Origin of the sequence: Accumulibacter sp. (genome assembly GCF_036625195.1) — a bacterium.
Lineage (GTDB): Bacteria > Pseudomonadota > Gammaproteobacteria > Burkholderiales > Rhodocyclaceae > Accumulibacter.
Window position 1 is genome coordinate 478,933 of sequence record NZ_JAZKUG010000001.1, and the last position, 16,128, is coordinate 495,060.

Below are 16,128 nucleotides of genomic sequence, written 5' to 3' on the forward strand. Positions count from 1 at the left end.
CCGGATCGCGATGACTGAAACATCTGACCCGCAGCTGCAACTGAAGAAACGGGCTCGTCGCCGCCTCGTCGGAGCCATCGCCTTCGCCGGCCTGGCGGCGATCGTCCTGCCGATCGTCATGGATCAGGAACCAAGGCAGCAACCGCAGGAGGTGCAGATACGCATCCCCGGCCAGGAACAGCCGCCCTTCCAGCCCAGGCTGGCGGCGCGCGACGCGCCGCCAGCGACCGCCACCGACAAGCCCGCCGTCGCTGCCGAGAAGGCGCCACCGACTGCCGCTGAGCCGACGCCCAAAGAGGCAGCGGAGCCGCCCGCCCGTACCGGCGAAAGCAGGCTTGCCAAGCCAGCCGAAAAGGCGCCGGCAAAGACCGAGGAGAGGAAGACTCCCAGGCTGGTCGAAAAACCGCCGGAAAGGAGCGCCGAGCAGAAAGTGGCGAAAGCGGCCGATAAACCTCCCGAGAAGGCGCCGGCCAAGACAGCCGACAAGCCGAAGGAGAAGACCGGCGACAAGGTGGCTGAGAAGAAGGCGGTCGACAGGGCAGTGGCCGAGAAGGGCAGCGACAAGGCGCCAGCGAAGAAGACCGAGAAGCCGCCCGAGGCGAGTTCCGAAGACGGCGGCAGCAAGCCGGCAACCGACGAAACGTCTGCCGCCGGCAGTCACCCCGCTGGCAAGTCGCCTGCCGCTCCGGCGGCCAAGCCGGGCGGCCAGCAAGTGATCGTCATCGGCGCCTTTGCCAACCCCGAGAACGTCAAGCAACTGCAGAGCAAGATCAGCGCTGCCGGCGTAAACACCTACACCGAAGTCCTGGAAACGCCCGACGGCAAGAAGACGCGCGTCCGGGCCGGCCCCTTCCCGAACCGTGAGGCTGCCGAAAAGGCGCTCGACAAGCTGAAGGCGATTGGCGTCAGTGGAGTCGTCGCCGGCAGGCAATGACCGTTTTCGACTACCTGGTCCTGATCATCATCGCCGCCTCGCTCCTGATGGGAATGTGGCGTGGCATCGTCGGCGAAATCATCGCCCTTGCCGCCTGGATCCTGGCTTTCTTTGCCGCCAGATGGTGGGGTGACGAGGCCGCACGGCTGTTCGTCGCCATCGACGACCCGACGCTGCGCCTCGTCGCCGGCTGGGTCAGCGTGGCACTTTCGGTTCTCGTTGGCATGGCTCTGCTTCGGCTGGCCATACGCGGCCTGATCAAGGCGTTGGGAATGACCGTGAGCGACCGCCTCCTGGGCCTCGTCTTCGGCGTTGCCCGGGGTCTGATGATCGTCATGATCCTCGTTGCCATCGGCGGCATGACGGCACTGCCAAAAGAGAAGTGGTGGAGCGAAGCGTACCTGTCCGCGCCGCTCGAGACGGCCGTCATTGCCAGCAAGCCCTGGTTACCGTCCGAGGTCGCGAAACGAATCCGGTTTGGCTAGGAACAGACTATGTGCGGAATACTCGGGGTGGTCGCAACGACGCCGGTCAACCAGCTGCTCTATGATGGCCTGATGGTCCTGCAACACCGCGGCCAGGACGCCGCCGGCATCGTCACCGCCGAGGACGACGCCTTCCACATGCACAAGGGAGCCGGGCTGGTACGCGACGTGTTTCGCACCCGCAACATGCGCGCCCTGCCCGGCATGATGGGAATCGCGCATTGCCGCTACCCGACGGCTGGATCGGCCTTCGACTCGGCTCTGTCGCAACCGTTCTACGTGAACTCGCCCTTCGGCATCGTCCTGGGCCACAACGGCAACCTGACGAATACCGCACAGCTCAAGGAAGAGATGTTCCGGCAGGATCTGCGACACATCAACACCAGTTCCGACTCGGAGGTCCTGCTCAACATCCTGGCGCATGAACTGCAGGCGACCGCCGGCAACTGCCGTCTCGATCCGGAGACCATCTTTGCTGCGGTGGCCGCTGTCCATCGCCGTTGCCGCGGCGCCTACGCCGTGGTGGCGATGATCGCCGGCCACGGCATGCTTGCCTTTCGCGATCCGCACGGCATCCGGCCGCTGGTCTTTGGCACCAACGAGACGCCAGGCGGGATCGAGTTCCTTTTCGCCTCCGAGTCGGTGGCGCTCGACACCCTCGGTTTCCAGGTGCTGCGCGACGTCGCTCCGGGCGAGGCGATCTTCATCGACATCGGGCATCGCCTGCACCAGCGGCAGTGCGCGAGCAACCCGGTTCTCTCGCCGTGCATCTTCGAGTTCGTCTATCTCGCGCGCCCGGACTCGGTGATCGACGGCGTCTCGGTCTACGAAGCACGCCTGCGCATGGGCGAACATCTCGCCGACAAACTGGTAAGACACATCCCGGTCGGGCAGATCGACGTCGTCATTCCGATCCCGGACTCGAGCCGGCCATCGGCGATGCAGCTCGCGCAACGGATTGGCGTCCCCTACCGTGAGGGATTCGTCAAGAACCGCTACATCGGTCGCACCTTCATCATGCCCGGGCAGGCAACCCGTGCCCGCTCGGTGCGCCAGAAGCTCAACACGGTGGCGCAGGAGTTCAAGGGCAAACGCGTCCTGCTGGTCGACGATTCGATCGTCCGCGGCACCACCAGCCGCGAAATCGTCGAAATGGCGCGTGCCGCCGGCGCGCTGCGCGTCTATTTCGCGTCCGCGTCGCCACCGGTGCGCTACCCCAACGTCTACGGCATCGACATGCCGACGCGTGGCGAACTGATCGCCACCGGTCGCAGCGGCGAGGAGATCGGTCACGAGATCGGTGCCGATGCGCTGGTCTATCAGGATCTCGACGCACTCCGGGCCTCGATCCGGGACCTCAGGCCGGCACTGCGAGACTTCGACACCTCGTGCTTCGACGGCCGCTATGTCACCGGCGATGTCACCCCCGAGTACCTGACGGCGCTGGAACAGGCCAGGGAAGGGAACCGTGTCTCGAGCAAGGAAGAGCGCTGGGCGACCCGCCAGCTCGAGCTCAATCTCATGTCGGCAGGCTGAGGACGATGAAGACCAATCCCGATTACGCACTCGAAACACTGGCGGTTCGCGCCGGCCAGGAACGCAGCCAGTTCAACGAACACAGCGAGGCGCTCTATCTGACGTCGAGCTTCATCTTCAGCAGCGCGGCGCAGGCGGCCGCCCGCTTCTCCGGTGAGGAAGACGGCAATGTCTACTCGCGCTTCACCAATCCGACGGTAAGCGCCTTCCAGGACCGCCTCGCCGCGCTCGAAGGAGCCGAGGCCTGCGTTGCCACGGCATCCGGCATGTCGGCGATCCTGTCGCTGGTGATGGCGTTGTGCAGCAGCGGCGATCACATCGTCGCCTCGAACGGTCTCTTCGGCGCGACGCAGCAATTGCTCGGCACGATCATGCCGCGCTTCGGCATCCAGGCCAGCTTCGTCGCGCAGACCGACACGACGGCATGGCAGGCGGCGATGCGACCGGAGACGAAGCTGCTCTTTCTCGAGACCCCATCGAATCCGCTCACCGAGATCGCCGACATCGCCGCATTGGCGACGATCGCCCATGCGCGTGGCGTTCTCCTGGTCGTCGACAACTGCTTCTGTACGCCGATCCTGCAGCGGCCGCTTGATCTCGGCGCCGATCTCGTCGTCCATTCGGCGACCAAGTTTCTCGATGGCCAGGGTCGGGTCCTCGGCGGCGCCGTCGCCGGGCCGCGCTCGCTCACCGAAGAGGTCTTCCGCTTCCTGCGCACGGCCGGTCCGACGCTCTCGGCATTCAACGCCTGGGTTCTGCTCAAGGGGCTCGAGACGCTGCAGTTGCGCCTGACGGAACAATCGGCCAGGGCACTCGAGATGGCACGCTGGCTCGAGAATCACCCGAAAGTGACACGCGTCCACTACCCCGGACTGCCTTCACACCCGCAGTATGCCCTCGCCCGGCAGCAGCAGCGAAGCGGCGGCGCGGTCGTCTCCTTCACCGTCAGGGGCGCCCGCAGCGAAGCGTGGTCAGTCGTCGATGCCTGCCGACTGCTGTCGATCACTGCCAATCTGGGCGATACCAAGACGACGCTGACCCATCCGGCATCGACGACGCACGGCCGGATCACCTCGGAACAGCGTGCGGCAGCGGGAATCGGCGAGGACCTGCTGCGCATCGCGGTCGGGCTCGAGGCGGTCAGCGACCTGCAGCGCGACCTCGACCGAGGCCTGGCGCTGATCTAGCTAGCCGCCGCCGCGCGTCGCATCTTCCGGCTGCCGCTGTCGCCGCGCCAGGTCGACACGCGCGCCGGCCGCCTGGCGCAGCGCCTCCTTGGCGACATCAGGCATCATCCAGTAGGTCATCAGGCTGGAGCCGATGCACACCAGCCAGAAGAGGAAAAAGCCGGTCGAATAGGTCGCCATCGCCGACCACTCGACGCGCTGGCCGAGCAGGTAGAGCTGTGCCGGGTCGATCAGCGTGAAGAAGATCGCCTCGGCGATTGCGGCCGCCACGAAGGCCGGCCAGAGAACCCAGATCACCAGTCGCATGTGTTCCTCCTGAGAGTTTCGGCAAGCCGCGAGCGCCCGCTCAGCGCTCGTGGCCGCGCGCGGCAACGAAGAGTTGCGGGTCGACCAGAGCACCGTTGAGTACGACACCCCAGTGCAGATGCGGGCCGGTCGCGCGGCCGCTCATTCCGACCAGACCCAGCCGCTGACCCTTGGCGACCGCTTCGCCGGCCCTTACGTCGATGCGGTCAAGGTGGCAATACACGCTCAACAACCCATTGCCGTGATCGACGAAGACGGTCCGGCCATTGAAGAAGTAGTCGCCGCTGGCGAGGACGATCCCCTGAGCATTGGCGCGAACGGGCGAGCCTCGCGCAGCGGCAATGTCGAAACCCGCGTGCGGCGCCCGGGCTTCGCCGTTGAAGAAACGGCGCAGTCCGAAACGTCCGGTCAGCCGGCCTTCCGCCGGCAGGATGAAGTCGAGGTCGGTGTCGTCGGCGGCTCGCCAGTGGCGCTGCAGCTGCCGGATTTCGGCGATCTCGCTCGTCGCCCGCGCCAGATCCTCCGCCGACAGCTCGACCTTGCTGCTGTCCTTGAGGGTGACGCGCTGCGCCGGATAATCCTTGGCGCGAACCGTGAAGGATGCCCTGCCGGTAGCAGTCTCCGGATCGGCAATCGCCGGCAAGGCAGCGGTTGGCGCCGCAGGCGGCTGTACCCGCAGCTCGTGCGTCCCCGGCTGCGTGTCGAGCGCGAGACCGACGACGGCGACCCACTCGCGACCACGCCGCGTGACCAGTACCGGCTGCTCGCCAAGCCACGCCCGTGGCGGCACCGCCGCGTCCGCTGCCGCACCGAGCAGAACCAATACCACCCCTCCGGGAACGCTCGCTTCCCGTGGCAGGGCTGCGCGTGCCGGCAACGGCAGCAGCAACGCCAGCGCGAGAAGGGCGGCGACGGCGGCACGGCAGTGCCGGCGCGGCGGCTCGGCTCGCTGCCTCACAGGGTCGCCGCACTGAATGTGTCGCACTGCCGGATGTCGCCGCTCTCCATGCCGCGCTTGAACCAGCGGACCCGCTGTTCCGAAGTGCCGTGGGTAAAGGACTCGGGAACGATCTGACCCTGCGTCTGCCGCTGCAGGCGGTCATCGCCGATGGCCGAAGCGGCGTTCAGTGCCTGCTCCACGTCGCCCGGCTCAAGAATCCGGCTCCGGCTGTCGGCGCGATACCCCCAGACACCGGCGAAGCAATCGGCCTGCAGTTCGAGCCGCACCGACAGGGCGTTGGCGGTGGCACGGTTGCCGCTGCGCTGCTGCGTCGCATGCACCCTGTCCGAAATGCCGAGCAGGTTCTGCACATGATGGCCGACCTCATGCGCGATGACGTAGGCTTGGGCGAACTCGCCCGGCGCCTTGAAGCGCTCGCGCAGATCGCGGTAGAAGGCGAGATCGATGTAGACCTTCTGATCGGCCGGGCAGTAGAAGGGGCCCATCGCCGAGCGTCCGGTACCGCAGGCGGTCGGCGTCGCAGCGGTGAACAGGACGAGCTTCGGCTCCTGGTAACGGCGGCCGGCCTCGCTGAACACGGCATGCCAGGTCGTCTCCGTGCTGCCGAGAACCTTGGCGACGAAGGTCGCCATGTCGTCGCCAGCCGGTGGCTTCTGTGGCGGACGCGCCGCCGCCGACGACGGCGTGCCGCTCGACGCCAGTCCAAGGATCACTGCCGGATCGACACCGAGGAAGTAGCCGGCGACGAGCGCGATCACCAGCGTGCCGATGCCGACGGTGCCCCGCCCGATCCCCGGCCCGCCGCCGCGTCGGTCCTCGACGTTCTGACTGGCACTCTGGTCGTCAAGCCGCATGCCGGAACCCTTTCGCAAAGCAGTATCAATGTTCCATGAAATCAATGCCCTTGCTACCTCTCCCCGGCGAACGTGCGGGAACGGCGCAGGCAGTGGCATCGTGCCGGGAACACCTCGAAAGCCGAATGCTATCAGATCGAGGGTGGCTGCGGCGGCTCCGGAAGAACGCATGATTTGTCCCTCAGGACGGCTCGGAATCGTGACCAATGGTGAAGAAACGTGGACAATCTCCCGTTTTCGTGCATAATCCGCGAACTTTTTACATGAAGCGGACCCTGCAGGGCCGGCTTCCACAGGAAGGGGGCGTATGGATACAATCTACTGGCTGGCGGTGGCGACGGTGGTGATCGTGCTGTTCTTCGATTACACCAACGGCTTCCACGACGCGGCAAACATCGTTGCCACGGTGATCGCATCGCGCGCGATGACACCGATCCAGGCCGTCTGCATCGTTGGCTTCTTCGAGTTCATGGGCCCGCTGCTCGGCGGCACCGCCGTCGCCAACACGATCGGCAAGTTCGTCGACCTGTCGTCGCTCGACAAACAGACGGCGATCCTGATCCTGTTCTGCGGCCTGCTCGGAGCCATCGTCTGGAACCTTGCGACCTGGTGGCTGGGCATCCCCTCCTCTTCGTCGCACGCGCTCGTTGGCGGCGTCGCCGGTGCCGTGGTCGCCGCAGCCGGATCACAGTTCGTCATCTGGGGGTGGACGCCGCTGATGCAGGAAGGCAAGCTGCTCGGCGTGATGAAGGTGCTGGTGTCGCTCTTCGTCTCGCCCGTGCTCGGCTTCTGGGTCGGCTTCCTGATCCATCGCGCGGGGAGACGCCTGCTCGCGGGCGCCAAGCCGACGGTCAACGACAAACTTCGGAAGATGCAGTTCTTCACCGCCGCCGGCCTCGCCTTCTCGCACGGCGCCAACGACGCGCAGAAGAGCATGGGCATGCTGACCCCAATCCTCACAAGTTAGCATATCAGCATATTGCGCGGCAGGCCTTGTGTCGGCTGCGCTCCTGCGGCAAAATAGAGCTGTAACCAATTGTTTATAAAGGAGAATCGCATGACGGCCTGAATATGCCAACATACTTGGTAAGCTCTCCAAGTATCTGTTTTCTCAAGAGTTGCTCCAAGTGGCTCGCCTCGACCCCAAACACTTCACCCGCTGCCGTACCCTCACCCTGCCAACCGTCCTCAGTTTTCTGCTCTCCAGCGTCCACGCCGCCGTCCAGTCGGAACTCGATCAGTTCTTCGCCAACCTGCGCAATCGCGCCGACTCGGTCCGTGAGGTCACCGCTCAAGCCTTCTACCAGGCACGTTACAAGATCAACGCGCTGGTGTTCGGCGAGGTCAATCAGCACCTGATGGGACTGGTGGAGGAACACTTGCCGATCCCGCGCTGGAGAGGCTTTCGGGTGGTCGCTGTGGATGGCAGCGCGGTTCGCCTGACGATGATGAAGGACAACGTCCGGTCGATCGTCACAGGCATGGCTTTCGGCCTCTACCTGCCGGGGATCGAGCTGTTCCTGAACTTCCGCCTGCATGAGCCTTTGTCCGATGAGCGTCAGATGTTCTTCGAGGCGATCGATTGTCTGCGCTCCGACGATGTGCTCGTGATGGACCGCGGCTTTCCATGTCGTTGGCTGGTGTCGGCGCTGACGGCACGTCGCATCCCCTTCTGCATCCGCTGCGATTTGTCTCAAGGATTCAAAGTGGTACGCGAGTTCCTGCAGTCCGGTCGAAGCGAGCAGGTCGTCGTCTTGCGCGCGCCCAATGCCCGTGATGCCGAGGACTATGAATGCCCGGCCACGCCGACCACGGTTCGCTTGGTGCGGGTGACGACACCGAACGGACGGGTGCATGTGGTGATGACCTCGCTCCTCGATCCAGTGACCTTTCCCGCCGCCGCGTTTGCCGAGCTGTACCACGGCCGCTGGCGAATCGAAGAGGCGTTCAAACGGATCAAGCACCGGCTGCAACTGGAACATACCTCCGGCTTGTCCTGGCATGCGGCGCGCCAGGATTTCGGCGCCAAGGCGGTCTTCGACAACCTCAACGCACTGGCCGCCTATGTCGCGACCCACACCCTTCTCGACCCCGGTTCGTCCTACAAGATCAACCGCACCTTGGAAATCGACAAGATCAAGCGACAGATCGGTCGTTGGCTCCTGGCTGCAACCGCCACCACTCGCCGCCTCAAGCCCATCCTCGAGGAAATCGCCCTGAACCTCCAGAAGTTCGTCCCCAATCGCTCCCAACCGCGAAAACCGCAGCCGAAACCGCACCTGTCGCACGCCTATAAGTGATTATGCCTATATGCTAACTTGTGAGGATTGATGCTGACCCTGGTTCTCGTGCTCGGCGGCTTCATCCCGAAGTTCGAGGTGCCGTTCTGGGTGATGCTCGCCTGCGCCATCGCCATCACCCTCGGCATCCTCTCCGGTGGCTGGCGGATCGTCCGTACGCTCGGTTTCGCCATCTACCGCGTCCGCCCGCTGCACGCCTTCGATTCGCAGCTCACTTCGGCGCTGCTGATCCTCTCGGCCTCATACGCCGGTGCCCCGGTGTCGACGACGCACGTCGTCGCCACCTCGATCATGGGCATCGGCTACTCCGAACGCCCGCGCGCGGTGCGCTGGAAGAAGGCCAAGGACATCGGCAAGACCTGGTTGTACACCATTCCCGCATCGGCGATCACCGCCATCGTCATTTACGCAATAGCCAAGATCATCGTCGGCTAAACAACCTTAGGAGATGAGAACCATGGATACCAACCCAAGCGAAGCCAACAAGCCGATCTTCCGCCGGCTCTACGAACGCGTCTTCCCGACCGTCGCCGATTTCTTCGGAATGCTCGGCGAACAGAGCGCCAATGCCGCCGAGACCACCCGCCTGCTCGTCGAGTTCATGGAAACCGGCGACGTGGCGGTCAGCCAGCGGGTGCGGGCCGACGAGCACGAGGCCGACCGCGTCAAGGCGAGCAACCTCGGCGTCCTCAGCGAGGCGTTTTCGACGCCGATCGACCGCGAGGACATCCACGCCGCGATCATGACGCTCGACGACATCGTCAATTACTGCAAGTCGACGGTGGTCGAGATGGATGTCCTCGGACTGCAGCCCGACAAGCACAGCCTCGAGATGGCGATGCACCTGCGCGAGGGCGCGGAAGCGCTGGCGCGCGGCTTTGGCCGGCTCGGCAGCGATCCGGCGGCCGCCGGCGGCGACGCGGCAGCGGCCCGCAAGGCCGAGCGGACGGTCGAGAAGGCCTACCGCCGCGCGATCGCCGAACTCTTCCAGGGAGACGACTACCTGCACATGTTCAAGCGGCGCGAAACCTACCGCCACCTGTCGAATGCGGCCGACCGTGTCTCCGATGCGGCAGCGGCGCTCGACAGTATCGTCGTCAAGCTGTGCTGAGAACCACTTGTAGGCTCGGGGTTGAATTTTCCGGCCGACAGGCCTACATTGGCAGGGCCAATGTCGGCAGTCATGAGGAGACGCTTATGAGGAAACTGGCCGCCGGCCTGATGGCCCTGGCGCTGGCGCTGTCGAGTGCAACCGCGGTCGCCTGCCCAGGCGAGAAAGCCAAGGATGGGCAGGCCGAAATGAGCACTCCGGCGAAGCCGAAGAGCTGACAGGTCGGTGAATGCAAACAGCGCGGCGCGCACCCTGCGGGGTCCGCGCCGCGTTTTTCTGTCCCCTCACCCCTGCATGGCCGGTTTGATCGGGCGGGCCACACGTCGGCCGGTCGCACATCCACCTGTGCCGACGCGTTGATCGCTCGTCCCTTTCACCCACGCCACTGGCAATTCCTCACTCACAGCGGGCAATGCACCGCTGCTGGTCGTCCGGGCAGTTGCCCTCGCCTTCGACGCGGCACTGCAAGCGCGTGCGGTGCGTGAAGACGATCCCCTCGCCATAGTCGCAGGCCAGCCGGCTGATCTGTCCCTGCCGTGACACGGTCATGCGCGCGCCGCGAACCGTGGACAGCCAGACCGCCGCCGAGCCGCAAGGCAGGTAGGCAGTGAATGTGCCATCCGCCGACTCCCACTGGGCGACGTTCTTCGCCTTCCGGTAGTCTGCGTAGTCGGTGCACAGCGCGGCATCGTCCTGATAGATGCGGCGATTGTCACTGCAGAAGCCGTTGAAACTGTAGCGCAGTTCGGCTTCAACGGGACAATTGCCGACCTGTACCGCTGCCGCCGGGTCGGGACAGGACAGCCGCTCGCCCGCCGACGCGACGAATGCCGGGAGGAGCAGAAGGAAGGCGGGGAAGCGGCGTTTCATCGGAAGAGTCTCCAGTCAATGGCCAGGAATCCCGCCGGGGGCACTCACCTGCCGGTCGCTGCCGGCTGGCGTTGCTGCCCCGGCCGCTGAGGGCTCGCGCCCATGATCTCGCGGATACGGGCGGCGATCTCGGTCGCCGGCGTGGCATAGGCGAAACGGCGCAGATAGCGGCCATCCGCCGCGAGCAGGAACATCCCCACCGAATGGTCGACTGCGTACTGATCGGCGGGTGCACCGGGCTCGCGAACCTGTTCGTAGCGCACGCCGAAATGGTCTGCGGCACGCCGGACGAGGGCTGGCGATCCGCTGAGCCCGATGATCCGCGGATCGAAGAAGCTGACGTAACTGCGCAGCATGCTCGCTGTGTCACGTTCCGGATCGACACTGATGAAGATCGCCTGCAGGCGCTCGGCATCCGGACCGAGGACGCCGAGCACCGCCACCATCTCGGCCAGCGTCGTCGGACAGACATCCGGGCAGAACGTGTAGCCAAAACTGATCAGTTGCAGGCGGCCCGGAAAATCCTCGTTGCTGACTGCGCGCCCGTTGGCGTCCATCAGCAGGTAGCGCGCCGGCAAGTCGGCCGCGCCATCGTCCGCAGCCGCACACTGCCCGCGGAGGAAGAGGAGGAGCGCGACGCACAGCGCGACGCCGAAGCCCCGGCTCATCATGGCGTTGGCGGCTTCTGCGTCGCCGTCTGAGCAACCGGCAGCAGCGACTGCAGGCGCCGCGACAGATCGTCCAACCGGGAAGCGAAGTCGGCGGCCGACGGACAGGACGCCAGGTCGCCACCCTGGGCGAGGAATGCCTGGTTGGTTCGCTCCTCGTACACTTCGCCGTAGCGCCGGGTCTTCGGTGCGTGCCGGATCATCAGCAGCTTCGCCTGGCCGGCGCTGCCCATCTCGCCGCAGGCAAGCGCCTGGCCATTGAGCCGACCGAGGTCGCCGATCGCAGCCAGAGCGGCCGTCGGGATGGCATCGGCGTCGGCGACAGCCGGGACGGCAAGAACGATCAGCAGACTCGACAGCAGTACACGCGGCATGGCTTGGAAATGGCTCGGCAGGTGATCGGAACGGATCGATTATAGGTGGTGCAGACCGGACCCCGCGTTGATCGGGCTCAAAAAGGCTGCCCTCGGATCGCACGGGGGGAGGGCAGCCGGCGAAACAAGACTTCGCTGGCTGCCGCTGTGATGTACACTGCGCGCCTCGCCTCTGACCCGCACCGGGCACCTTCCGCATGCCTCAACTCGTTCTCCTGCCCGGCAAGGATCGCCAGCTTGCCCGCCAGCATCCGTGGATTTTCGCCGGCGCGGTCGACCGGCTGGAAGGCCGCGCTCGTCCTGGCGACACGGTCGAGGTCGTCGCCGCCAACGGCCGGCCGCTGGCCAAGGCCGCCTGGAGCCCGGAATCGAAGATCCGGGCCCGGGTGTGGACCTTCGATCCGCAGGAAATCGTCGACGACGCGTTCTTCAAGCGGCGCGTGCAGGCGGCAGTCGAGCGTCGCCTGCTGCTGCCCGAGTTGCGCGAACAGGAGGGACTGCGGCTGCTGCACGGCGAGTCCGACGGCCTGCCCGGCGTCATCGCCGATCGCTACAGCGACACGATCGTCCTCCAGCTGACGTCCGCCGGCGCCGACAAGTGGCGACAGGCGCTGGTGCGTGCGCTGCAGCGGGCAACGGGCTGCGCGCGCATCTACGAGCGCTCGGACTCGGACGTCCGCCGTCTCGAGGGACTGCTTCCCGTCGCCGGCTGGTTGCTTGGCGAGGCGCCGCCGAGCCCGCTGAGCATCGTCGAGAACGGTGTCCGCATGCGGGTGGACATCGTCAGCGGCCACAAGACCGGCTTCTATCTCGACCAGCGCGACAACCGGCTGCTGACGTGCCGGCTCGCCAGCGGACGCCGGACGCTGAACTGCTTCTGCTACAGCGGCGGCTTCTCGTTGCAGGCACTCGCCGGCGGGGCCAGCCAGGTGCTGTCGATCGACTCCTCGGCACCGGCACTGGCGACTGCCGTGGAGAACCTCGCCCTCAACCCGCGACTCGACGCCAGCCTCGCCGAATGGCGCGAGTCGGACGTGTTCAGCGAGCTGCGGCTGTTGAAGCGTCGCGGCGAACTCTTCGACCTGATCATCCTCGATCCGCCGAAGTTCGCTCCCTCGGCCGCGCATGCGGAACGAGCCGCGCGCGCCTACCGGGACATCAACGTCTTCGGCTTCCGACTCCTGGCTGCGGGCGGCTTGCTGCTGACCTACTCCTGCTCGGGCGGAATCAGCCGCCAGCACTTTCGGGAGATCGTCGCCGATGCCGCAGTTGCCGCCGGTCGCGAGGCACGCATCCTGCGCCATCTGGCAGCACCCGCCGACCACCCGGTGGGACTCGGCTTCAGCGAAGGGGAGTACCTCAAGGGACTGCTCTGTCAGGCGGACTGAGCGCCGATGCAGCGGGCCAGCTGCACTCAGCCATCTCCCCAAATCTGCTTCAGGCGGGCATCCCGACCACAGGACAGCCGATAGTACGAATAACGCACTGGGTTCTTCCGGTAGTAGTCCTGATGGTACTCTTCGGCCGGATAGAAGGTTGCGGCGGCGGCCAGTTCGGTTTCGATCCGCGGCACCTTGCCGCTGGCCAACAGGGCATCCCGGCTGCTCTCGGCAGCCTTGCGCTCGACTTCGTTCTGCCAGTAGATGCCGCTGCGATACTGCGAACCGACGTCGCAGAACTGGCGGTTCCTGACGGTCGGATCGATGTGGCGCCAGAAGTGGTCCAGGAGCTGGACGTAGCTGATCCGCCGCGCGTCATAAGTGACGCGCACCGCCTCGGTATGGCCCGTGCCGCCCGCGCTGACCTGCTCATAGGTGGGGCTGGCCGTACGCCCGGCGGTATAGCCCGACTCCACCGCGATGACTCCCGGCAGCTTTTCGAAGTCCGCCTCGCTGCACCAGAAGCATCCACCGGCAAAGATCGCTGTGCGCACCTCGCCCGGCTTGGCGGCGGCCCCATCGGCCGCGGCAAGCGGACCCGCAATGAGGAGCAGCAGCACACCGACGACGGCCCGGCTCATGTGCGCAGTTCCGGCAGTTGCTCGCCGCGCGGCACGAAGCGAAGCGCCACGCCATTGTTGCAGTAGCGCTTGCCGGTTGGCTGCGGACCATCCTTGAAGACGTGCCCCTGATGCCCACCGCAGCGGCTGCAGTGATACTCGGTGCGCGGGTAGATCAGTTTGAAGTCGGTCCGCGTGGCAATCGCGCCGGGCAACGGCTGCCAGAAGCTGGGCCAGCCGGTGCCGCTGTCGTATTTCGCTGCGCTGTCGAAGAGCGGCAGGCAGCAGGCAGCACAAACGAAGGTGCCGTCGCCCTTCTCGTGGTTCAATGGACTGCTTCCGGCGCGTTCGGTGTCCTCTTCGAAGAGGACACGATAGGCGGGCAGCGGCAGCAGGGTCGCCCACTCGGCTTGCGATTTTTCGAGCCGACCGTGGTCACGAGTCGCCGCGGGACCAGCCGTCGCCTCCGGGACGATGCAGGTCGAGATGTGGTTCAACCATTTCAGTGTCTGACAACGATTCATGATGCGCTCCAACAGGACGATAAAGCAGACGGCGCCGACGACTGGAACCGGCATCGGAGAGTGTCGCGCCAGATGTACCCCGGGCCGTGCGTGATCGCAGACAAAGCTCATCGCGCGCGCACCGACGATGCTTCTTCGGCAACGACGCCGCGGCGGCAGTTCCCCGCCCGTTGCCGCTGGAGAAAGGGACGGCAGGCGCCACAGCACGGGCCACTGTCCTGACCTCTCTGCGGCCAAGCCCGCTGCCGGGCTGCCCCCATTGGTCGCCAGACGGGACCACACCTTACGCCAGATCACGCATGGCTGCCGGGCAGCTGCAACAGAGTTGCAGCTGCCCGGCAGCCATGTTCTAATTCCCGATCATGAAGCCTGCCATCATCCGCAGTGGCGAACAGCCGAGCGAAAGCGAGGCCGAGCGTGCAGCCCGTCTGATTCGCCGCGCCGGCGCCCGCGCCACGCCGGCCCGCGTTCGCGTCCTCCGCCTGCTGCGATCGGCACCGACCGCACTCAGCCACCATGAGATCGAAGAGTCCCTCGGCGATCTGGCGCTCGATCGCGTCACGCTCTACCGCGTGCTCGACTGGCTGGTCGCGACCGGGCTGGCGCACCGGAACGCGGACACGCGACGGACCTTCCGCTTTTCCGCCGCCAGCGGCAGCGAGCATTCGGCCCATACCCATTTCCGCTGCGACGGGTGCGGGCGTGTGTTCTGCCTCGACGCCGCACCGCCGCCACCCCCGATGCTGCCGGAGGGGTTCTTGCTGTCACGCATCGAACTCGATCTGCGCGGACGCTGCGCGCAGTGCGCGGGCAGCCCGCAGTGAGCGCAGTGCCGTCGCCCGAACGGGCGATTCCGGTGACCATCCTGGCTGGCTTCCTCGGTGCCGGCAAGACCACGTTGCTCAACCATCTCCTGCGGCAACCGGCGATGGCCGATGCGGCGGTGCTGATCAATGAATTCGGCGAGGTCGCGATCGACCATCACCTGGTCGACAAGGTGGACGACAACGTCCTCGTTCTCGCTTCCGGCTGCCTCTGCTGCAGCGTCCGCGGCGAGCTTGCACGCAGCCTGCGCGACCTGTTCATGCGCCGCCTGCGGCGCGAGATCCCTACCTTCTCCCGCGTCCTGATCGAAACCACCGGGTTGGCCGATCCGGCGCCGGTACTGTACACGCTGCTCGAGGATTTCTTCATCGCCGAGCGCTTTCGCATCGATGGCGTCGTGACGGCAGTCGACGCGACCCATGCGAACCGCCAGCTGGGACGCCATTTCGAGGCCGTGCGGCAAGTGGCGATGGCCGATCGCCTGTTGTTGACCAAGTGTGACCTGGCCGAGCCGGCTGAGCTCGCCACCCTGGCGCGACGACTGCGCCGGGCGAACCCCGGCGCACCGCAGATCGAGGTCGCGCACGGCCACATTGATGCCGGGCAGGTACTCGGCTGCGGGCTCTACGACCCCGCTGGCAAGACAGCCGACGTCCGGCGCTGGCTGGCCGAGGAGAAGGTCAAGGCGGAACACGACGCCTGGCGGCAGGATCTGCACGTCCATGACGTCAATCGCCATGACGCACTGGTTCATTCCTTCGTCCTGCGCTTCGCCGAGCCCTTCGCTTGGCCGGACTTCAGTGAAGCGATCGATGTCCTGCTCGCCACCTGTGGTGACCGCATCCTGCGCGTCAAGGGCCTCGTCGCTGTCGCCGACGAGGTCGGGCCACGCGTCGTGCAGTGTGTGCAGCACATGCGCTATCCGGCAGCATCACTGCCCGAATGGCCGGACGACGACCGGCAGAGCAGGCTGGTGTTCATCGTCCGGGCGCTCGAGCGACAGATCATAGATCAGGCCTTCATCATGTTCTGTGGCACCCCGGCAAAAGGAGAAGTGTGACCGGCAGCAGATGATCCGTCGGCAGCCCACGGCGGAAGGTGGCGGCTTCGGTCACGATGGTCAGCGAGCGTGCGCGCACCCCGTCGCGACAGCCCGCACAGAGAGTAGAATCCTGGCTCCTGCCGATCCGTCAC

General features: G+C 65.8%; 19 protein-coding genes and 1 pseudogene. 12 read left to right on the forward strand and 8 right to left on the reverse strand.

What is annotated here, in order from left to right; all coding sequences use genetic code 11:
• Positions 1-10: 10 nt before the first annotated feature.
• Genes V5B60_RS02170 through V5B60_RS02185 form a run of 4 tightly spaced genes read left to right on the forward strand, consistent with a single transcriptional unit; the run spans position 11 to position 4,142 of the window.
• Positions 11-934, forward strand: a complete 924-nt coding sequence (locus V5B60_RS02170; RefSeq protein WP_332345392.1) for an SPOR domain-containing protein — start codon at positions 11-13, stop codon at positions 932-934.
• Entirely contained in the window at positions 931-1,419 is a 489-nt protein-coding gene (locus tag V5B60_RS02175) for a CvpA family protein (protein ID WP_332345393.1), read from the forward strand. The genes V5B60_RS02170 and V5B60_RS02175 overlap by 4 nt, the downstream gene beginning before the upstream one ends.
• 9 nt (positions 1,420-1,428) lie before the next feature.
• On the forward strand, positions 1,429-2,955 hold the full coding sequence (gene purF, locus V5B60_RS02180) for an amidophosphoribosyltransferase (RefSeq protein WP_332345394.1): 1,527 nt from the start codon (positions 1,429-1,431) through the stop codon (positions 2,953-2,955).
• A 5-nt stretch (positions 2,956-2,960) separates the two neighbouring features.
• Positions 2,961-4,142 carry an O-succinylhomoserine sulfhydrylase gene (locus V5B60_RS02185; RefSeq protein WP_332345395.1) on the forward strand — a complete coding sequence of 394 codons (1,182 nt, stop codon included), beginning with the start codon at positions 2,961-2,963 and terminating at the stop codon, positions 4,140-4,142.
• On the opposite strand, the gene V5B60_RS02190 is transcribed toward V5B60_RS02185, so the two are convergent.
• From V5B60_RS02190 to ypfJ, 3 genes are read right to left on the reverse strand one after another with little or no spacing between them, the layout of a single operon-like run.
• Positions 4,143-4,448 (reverse strand): hypothetical protein, encoded by a 306-nt coding sequence (locus tag V5B60_RS02190; RefSeq protein WP_332345396.1) that lies wholly within the window; start codon positions 4,446-4,448, stop codon positions 4,143-4,145.
• A gap of 40 nt (positions 4,449-4,488) precedes the next feature.
• Positions 4,489-5,406 carry a peptidoglycan DD-metalloendopeptidase family protein gene (locus V5B60_RS02195; RefSeq protein ID WP_332345397.1) on the reverse strand — a complete coding sequence of 306 codons (918 nt, stop codon included), beginning with the start codon at positions 5,404-5,406 and terminating at the stop codon, positions 4,489-4,491.
• On the reverse strand, positions 5,403-6,263 hold the full coding sequence (ypfJ, locus tag V5B60_RS02200; RefSeq protein WP_332345398.1) for a KPN_02809 family neutral zinc metallopeptidase: 861 nt from the start codon (positions 6,261-6,263) through the stop codon (positions 5,403-5,405). The genes V5B60_RS02195 and ypfJ overlap by 4 nt, the downstream gene beginning before the upstream one ends.
• Positions 6,264-6,570: 307 nt before the next feature.
• Between ypfJ and V5B60_RS02205 the strand changes: the two genes are divergently transcribed.
• From V5B60_RS02205 to V5B60_RS02225, 5 genes and pseudogenes are all read left to right on the forward strand, one after another.
• On the forward strand, positions 6,571-7,230 hold the full coding sequence (locus V5B60_RS02205) for an inorganic phosphate transporter (RefSeq protein WP_332345399.1): 660 nt from the start codon (positions 6,571-6,573) through the stop codon (positions 7,228-7,230).
• A gap of 136 nt (positions 7,231-7,366) precedes the next feature.
• On the forward strand, positions 7,367-8,563 hold the full coding sequence (locus tag V5B60_RS02210; RefSeq protein ID WP_332350391.1) for an IS4 family transposase: 1,197 nt from the start codon (positions 7,367-7,369) through the stop codon (positions 8,561-8,563).
• Positions 8,564-8,593: 30 nt separating this feature from the next.
• Positions 8,594-8,998, forward strand: a pseudogene (locus tag V5B60_RS02215) (inorganic phosphate transporter); the annotation flags it as partial.
• Between the two features lie 22 nt (positions 8,999-9,020).
• Positions 9,021-9,674: a DUF47 domain-containing protein gene (locus V5B60_RS02220; RefSeq protein ID WP_332345400.1), complete on the forward strand. Its 654-nt coding sequence runs from the start codon at positions 9,021-9,023 to the stop codon at positions 9,672-9,674.
• Between the two features lie 86 nt (positions 9,675-9,760).
• The gene (locus V5B60_RS02225) at positions 9,761-9,892 is read left to right on the forward strand and encodes a hypothetical protein (protein ID WP_332345401.1); all 132 of its coding nucleotides are present in this window, start codon (positions 9,761-9,763) and stop codon (positions 9,890-9,892) included.
• A gap of 178 nt (positions 9,893-10,070) precedes the next feature.
• Here the strand turns inward: V5B60_RS02225 and V5B60_RS02230 are convergent, their stop codons facing one another.
• Genes V5B60_RS02230 through V5B60_RS02240 form a run of 3 tightly spaced genes read right to left on the reverse strand, consistent with a single transcriptional unit; the run spans position 10,071 to position 11,586 of the window.
• Positions 10,071-10,544 carry a hypothetical protein gene (locus V5B60_RS02230; protein WP_332345402.1) on the reverse strand — a complete coding sequence of 158 codons (474 nt, stop codon included), beginning with the start codon at positions 10,542-10,544 and terminating at the stop codon, positions 10,071-10,073.
• Positions 10,545-10,588: 44 nt separating this feature from the next.
• The gene (locus V5B60_RS02235; protein ID WP_332345403.1) at positions 10,589-11,215 is read right to left on the reverse strand and encodes an SCO family protein; all 627 of its coding nucleotides are present in this window, start codon (positions 11,213-11,215) and stop codon (positions 10,589-10,591) included.
• A complete protein-coding gene (locus tag V5B60_RS02240) occupies positions 11,212-11,586 on the reverse strand; it encodes a hypothetical protein (protein WP_332345404.1) in 375 nt (124 codons plus the stop codon). Before V5B60_RS02240 ends, V5B60_RS02235 begins: the two co-directional genes overlap by 4 nt.
• Before the next feature lie 197 nt (positions 11,587-11,783).
• Here V5B60_RS02240 and V5B60_RS02245 point away from each other — a divergent pair, with 197 nt between their 5' ends.
• Positions 11,784-12,974, forward strand: a complete 1,191-nt coding sequence (locus V5B60_RS02245; protein WP_332345405.1) for a class I SAM-dependent rRNA methyltransferase — start codon at positions 11,784-11,786, stop codon at positions 12,972-12,974.
• Between the two features lie 26 nt (positions 12,975-13,000).
• On the opposite strand, the gene msrA is transcribed toward V5B60_RS02245, so the two are convergent.
• Positions 13,001-13,606, reverse strand: a complete 606-nt coding sequence (msrA, locus tag V5B60_RS02250; protein ID WP_332345406.1) for a peptide-methionine (S)-S-oxide reductase MsrA — start codon at positions 13,604-13,606, stop codon at positions 13,001-13,003.
• Positions 13,603-14,109 carry a peptide-methionine (R)-S-oxide reductase MsrB gene (msrB, locus tag V5B60_RS02255; protein ID WP_332345407.1) on the reverse strand — a complete coding sequence of 169 codons (507 nt, stop codon included), beginning with the start codon at positions 14,107-14,109 and terminating at the stop codon, positions 13,603-13,605. The genes msrA and msrB overlap by 4 nt, the downstream gene beginning before the upstream one ends.
• A 362-nt stretch (positions 14,110-14,471) precedes the next feature.
• Here msrB and V5B60_RS02260 point away from each other — a divergent pair, with 362 nt between their 5' ends.
• Positions 14,472-14,933 (forward strand): Fur family transcriptional regulator, encoded by a 462-nt coding sequence (locus V5B60_RS02260; RefSeq protein ID WP_332345409.1) that lies wholly within the window; start codon positions 14,472-14,474, stop codon positions 14,931-14,933.
• The gene (locus V5B60_RS02265) at positions 14,930-15,994 is read left to right on the forward strand and encodes a CobW family GTP-binding protein (protein WP_332345410.1); all 1,065 of its coding nucleotides are present in this window, start codon (positions 14,930-14,932) and stop codon (positions 15,992-15,994) included. The genes V5B60_RS02260 and V5B60_RS02265 overlap by 4 nt, the downstream gene beginning before the upstream one ends.
• The last annotated feature ends 134 nt before the right edge of the window (positions 15,995-16,128 follow it).

What these genes read in the sequence shown, in the direction of transcription:
- V5B60_RS02170 (WP_332345392.1), top strand. Translation starts at nt 11, where the DNA reads ATGACTGAAACATCTGACCCGCAGCTGCAACTGAAGAAACGGGCTCGT.
- V5B60_RS02175 (WP_332345393.1), top strand. Translation starts at nt 931, where the DNA reads ATGACCGTTTTCGACTACCTGGTCCTGATCATCATCGCCGCCTCGCTC.
- purF (WP_332345394.1), top strand. Translation starts at nt 1,429, where the DNA reads ATGTGCGGAATACTCGGGGTGGTCGCAACGACGCCGGTCAACCAGCTG.
- V5B60_RS02185 (WP_332345395.1), top strand. Translation starts at nt 2,961, where the DNA reads ATGAAGACCAATCCCGATTACGCACTCGAAACACTGGCGGTTCGCGCC.
- V5B60_RS02190 (WP_332345396.1), bottom strand. Translation starts at nt 4,448, where the DNA reads ATGCGACTGGTGATCTGGGTTCTCTGGCCGGCCTTCGTGGCGGCCGCA.
- ypfJ (WP_332345398.1), bottom strand. Translation starts at nt 6,263, where the DNA reads ATGCGGCTTGACGACCAGAGTGCCAGTCAGAACGTCGAGGACCGACGC.
- V5B60_RS02205 (WP_332345399.1), top strand. Translation starts at nt 6,571, where the DNA reads ATGGATACAATCTACTGGCTGGCGGTGGCGACGGTGGTGATCGTGCTG.
- V5B60_RS02220 (WP_332345400.1), top strand. Translation starts at nt 9,021, where the DNA reads ATGGATACCAACCCAAGCGAAGCCAACAAGCCGATCTTCCGCCGGCTC.
- V5B60_RS02225 (WP_332345401.1), top strand. Translation starts at nt 9,761, where the DNA reads ATGAGGAAACTGGCCGCCGGCCTGATGGCCCTGGCGCTGGCGCTGTCG.
- V5B60_RS02230 (WP_332345402.1), bottom strand. Translation starts at nt 10,544, where the DNA reads ATGAAACGCCGCTTCCCCGCCTTCCTTCTGCTCCTCCCGGCATTCGTC.
- V5B60_RS02235 (WP_332345403.1), bottom strand. Translation starts at nt 11,215, where the DNA reads ATGATGAGCCGGGGCTTCGGCGTCGCGCTGTGCGTCGCGCTCCTCCTC.
- V5B60_RS02240 (WP_332345404.1), bottom strand. Translation starts at nt 11,586, where the DNA reads ATGCCGCGTGTACTGCTGTCGAGTCTGCTGATCGTTCTTGCCGTCCCG.
- V5B60_RS02245 (WP_332345405.1), top strand. Translation starts at nt 11,784, where the DNA reads ATGCCTCAACTCGTTCTCCTGCCCGGCAAGGATCGCCAGCTTGCCCGC.
- msrA (WP_332345406.1), bottom strand. Translation starts at nt 13,606, where the DNA reads ATGAGCCGGGCCGTCGTCGGTGTGCTGCTGCTCCTCATTGCGGGTCCG.
- msrB (WP_332345407.1), bottom strand. Translation starts at nt 14,109, where the DNA reads ATGAATCGTTGTCAGACACTGAAATGGTTGAACCACATCTCGACCTGC.
- V5B60_RS02260 (WP_332345409.1), top strand. Translation starts at nt 14,472, where the DNA reads ATGAAGCCTGCCATCATCCGCAGTGGCGAACAGCCGAGCGAAAGCGAG.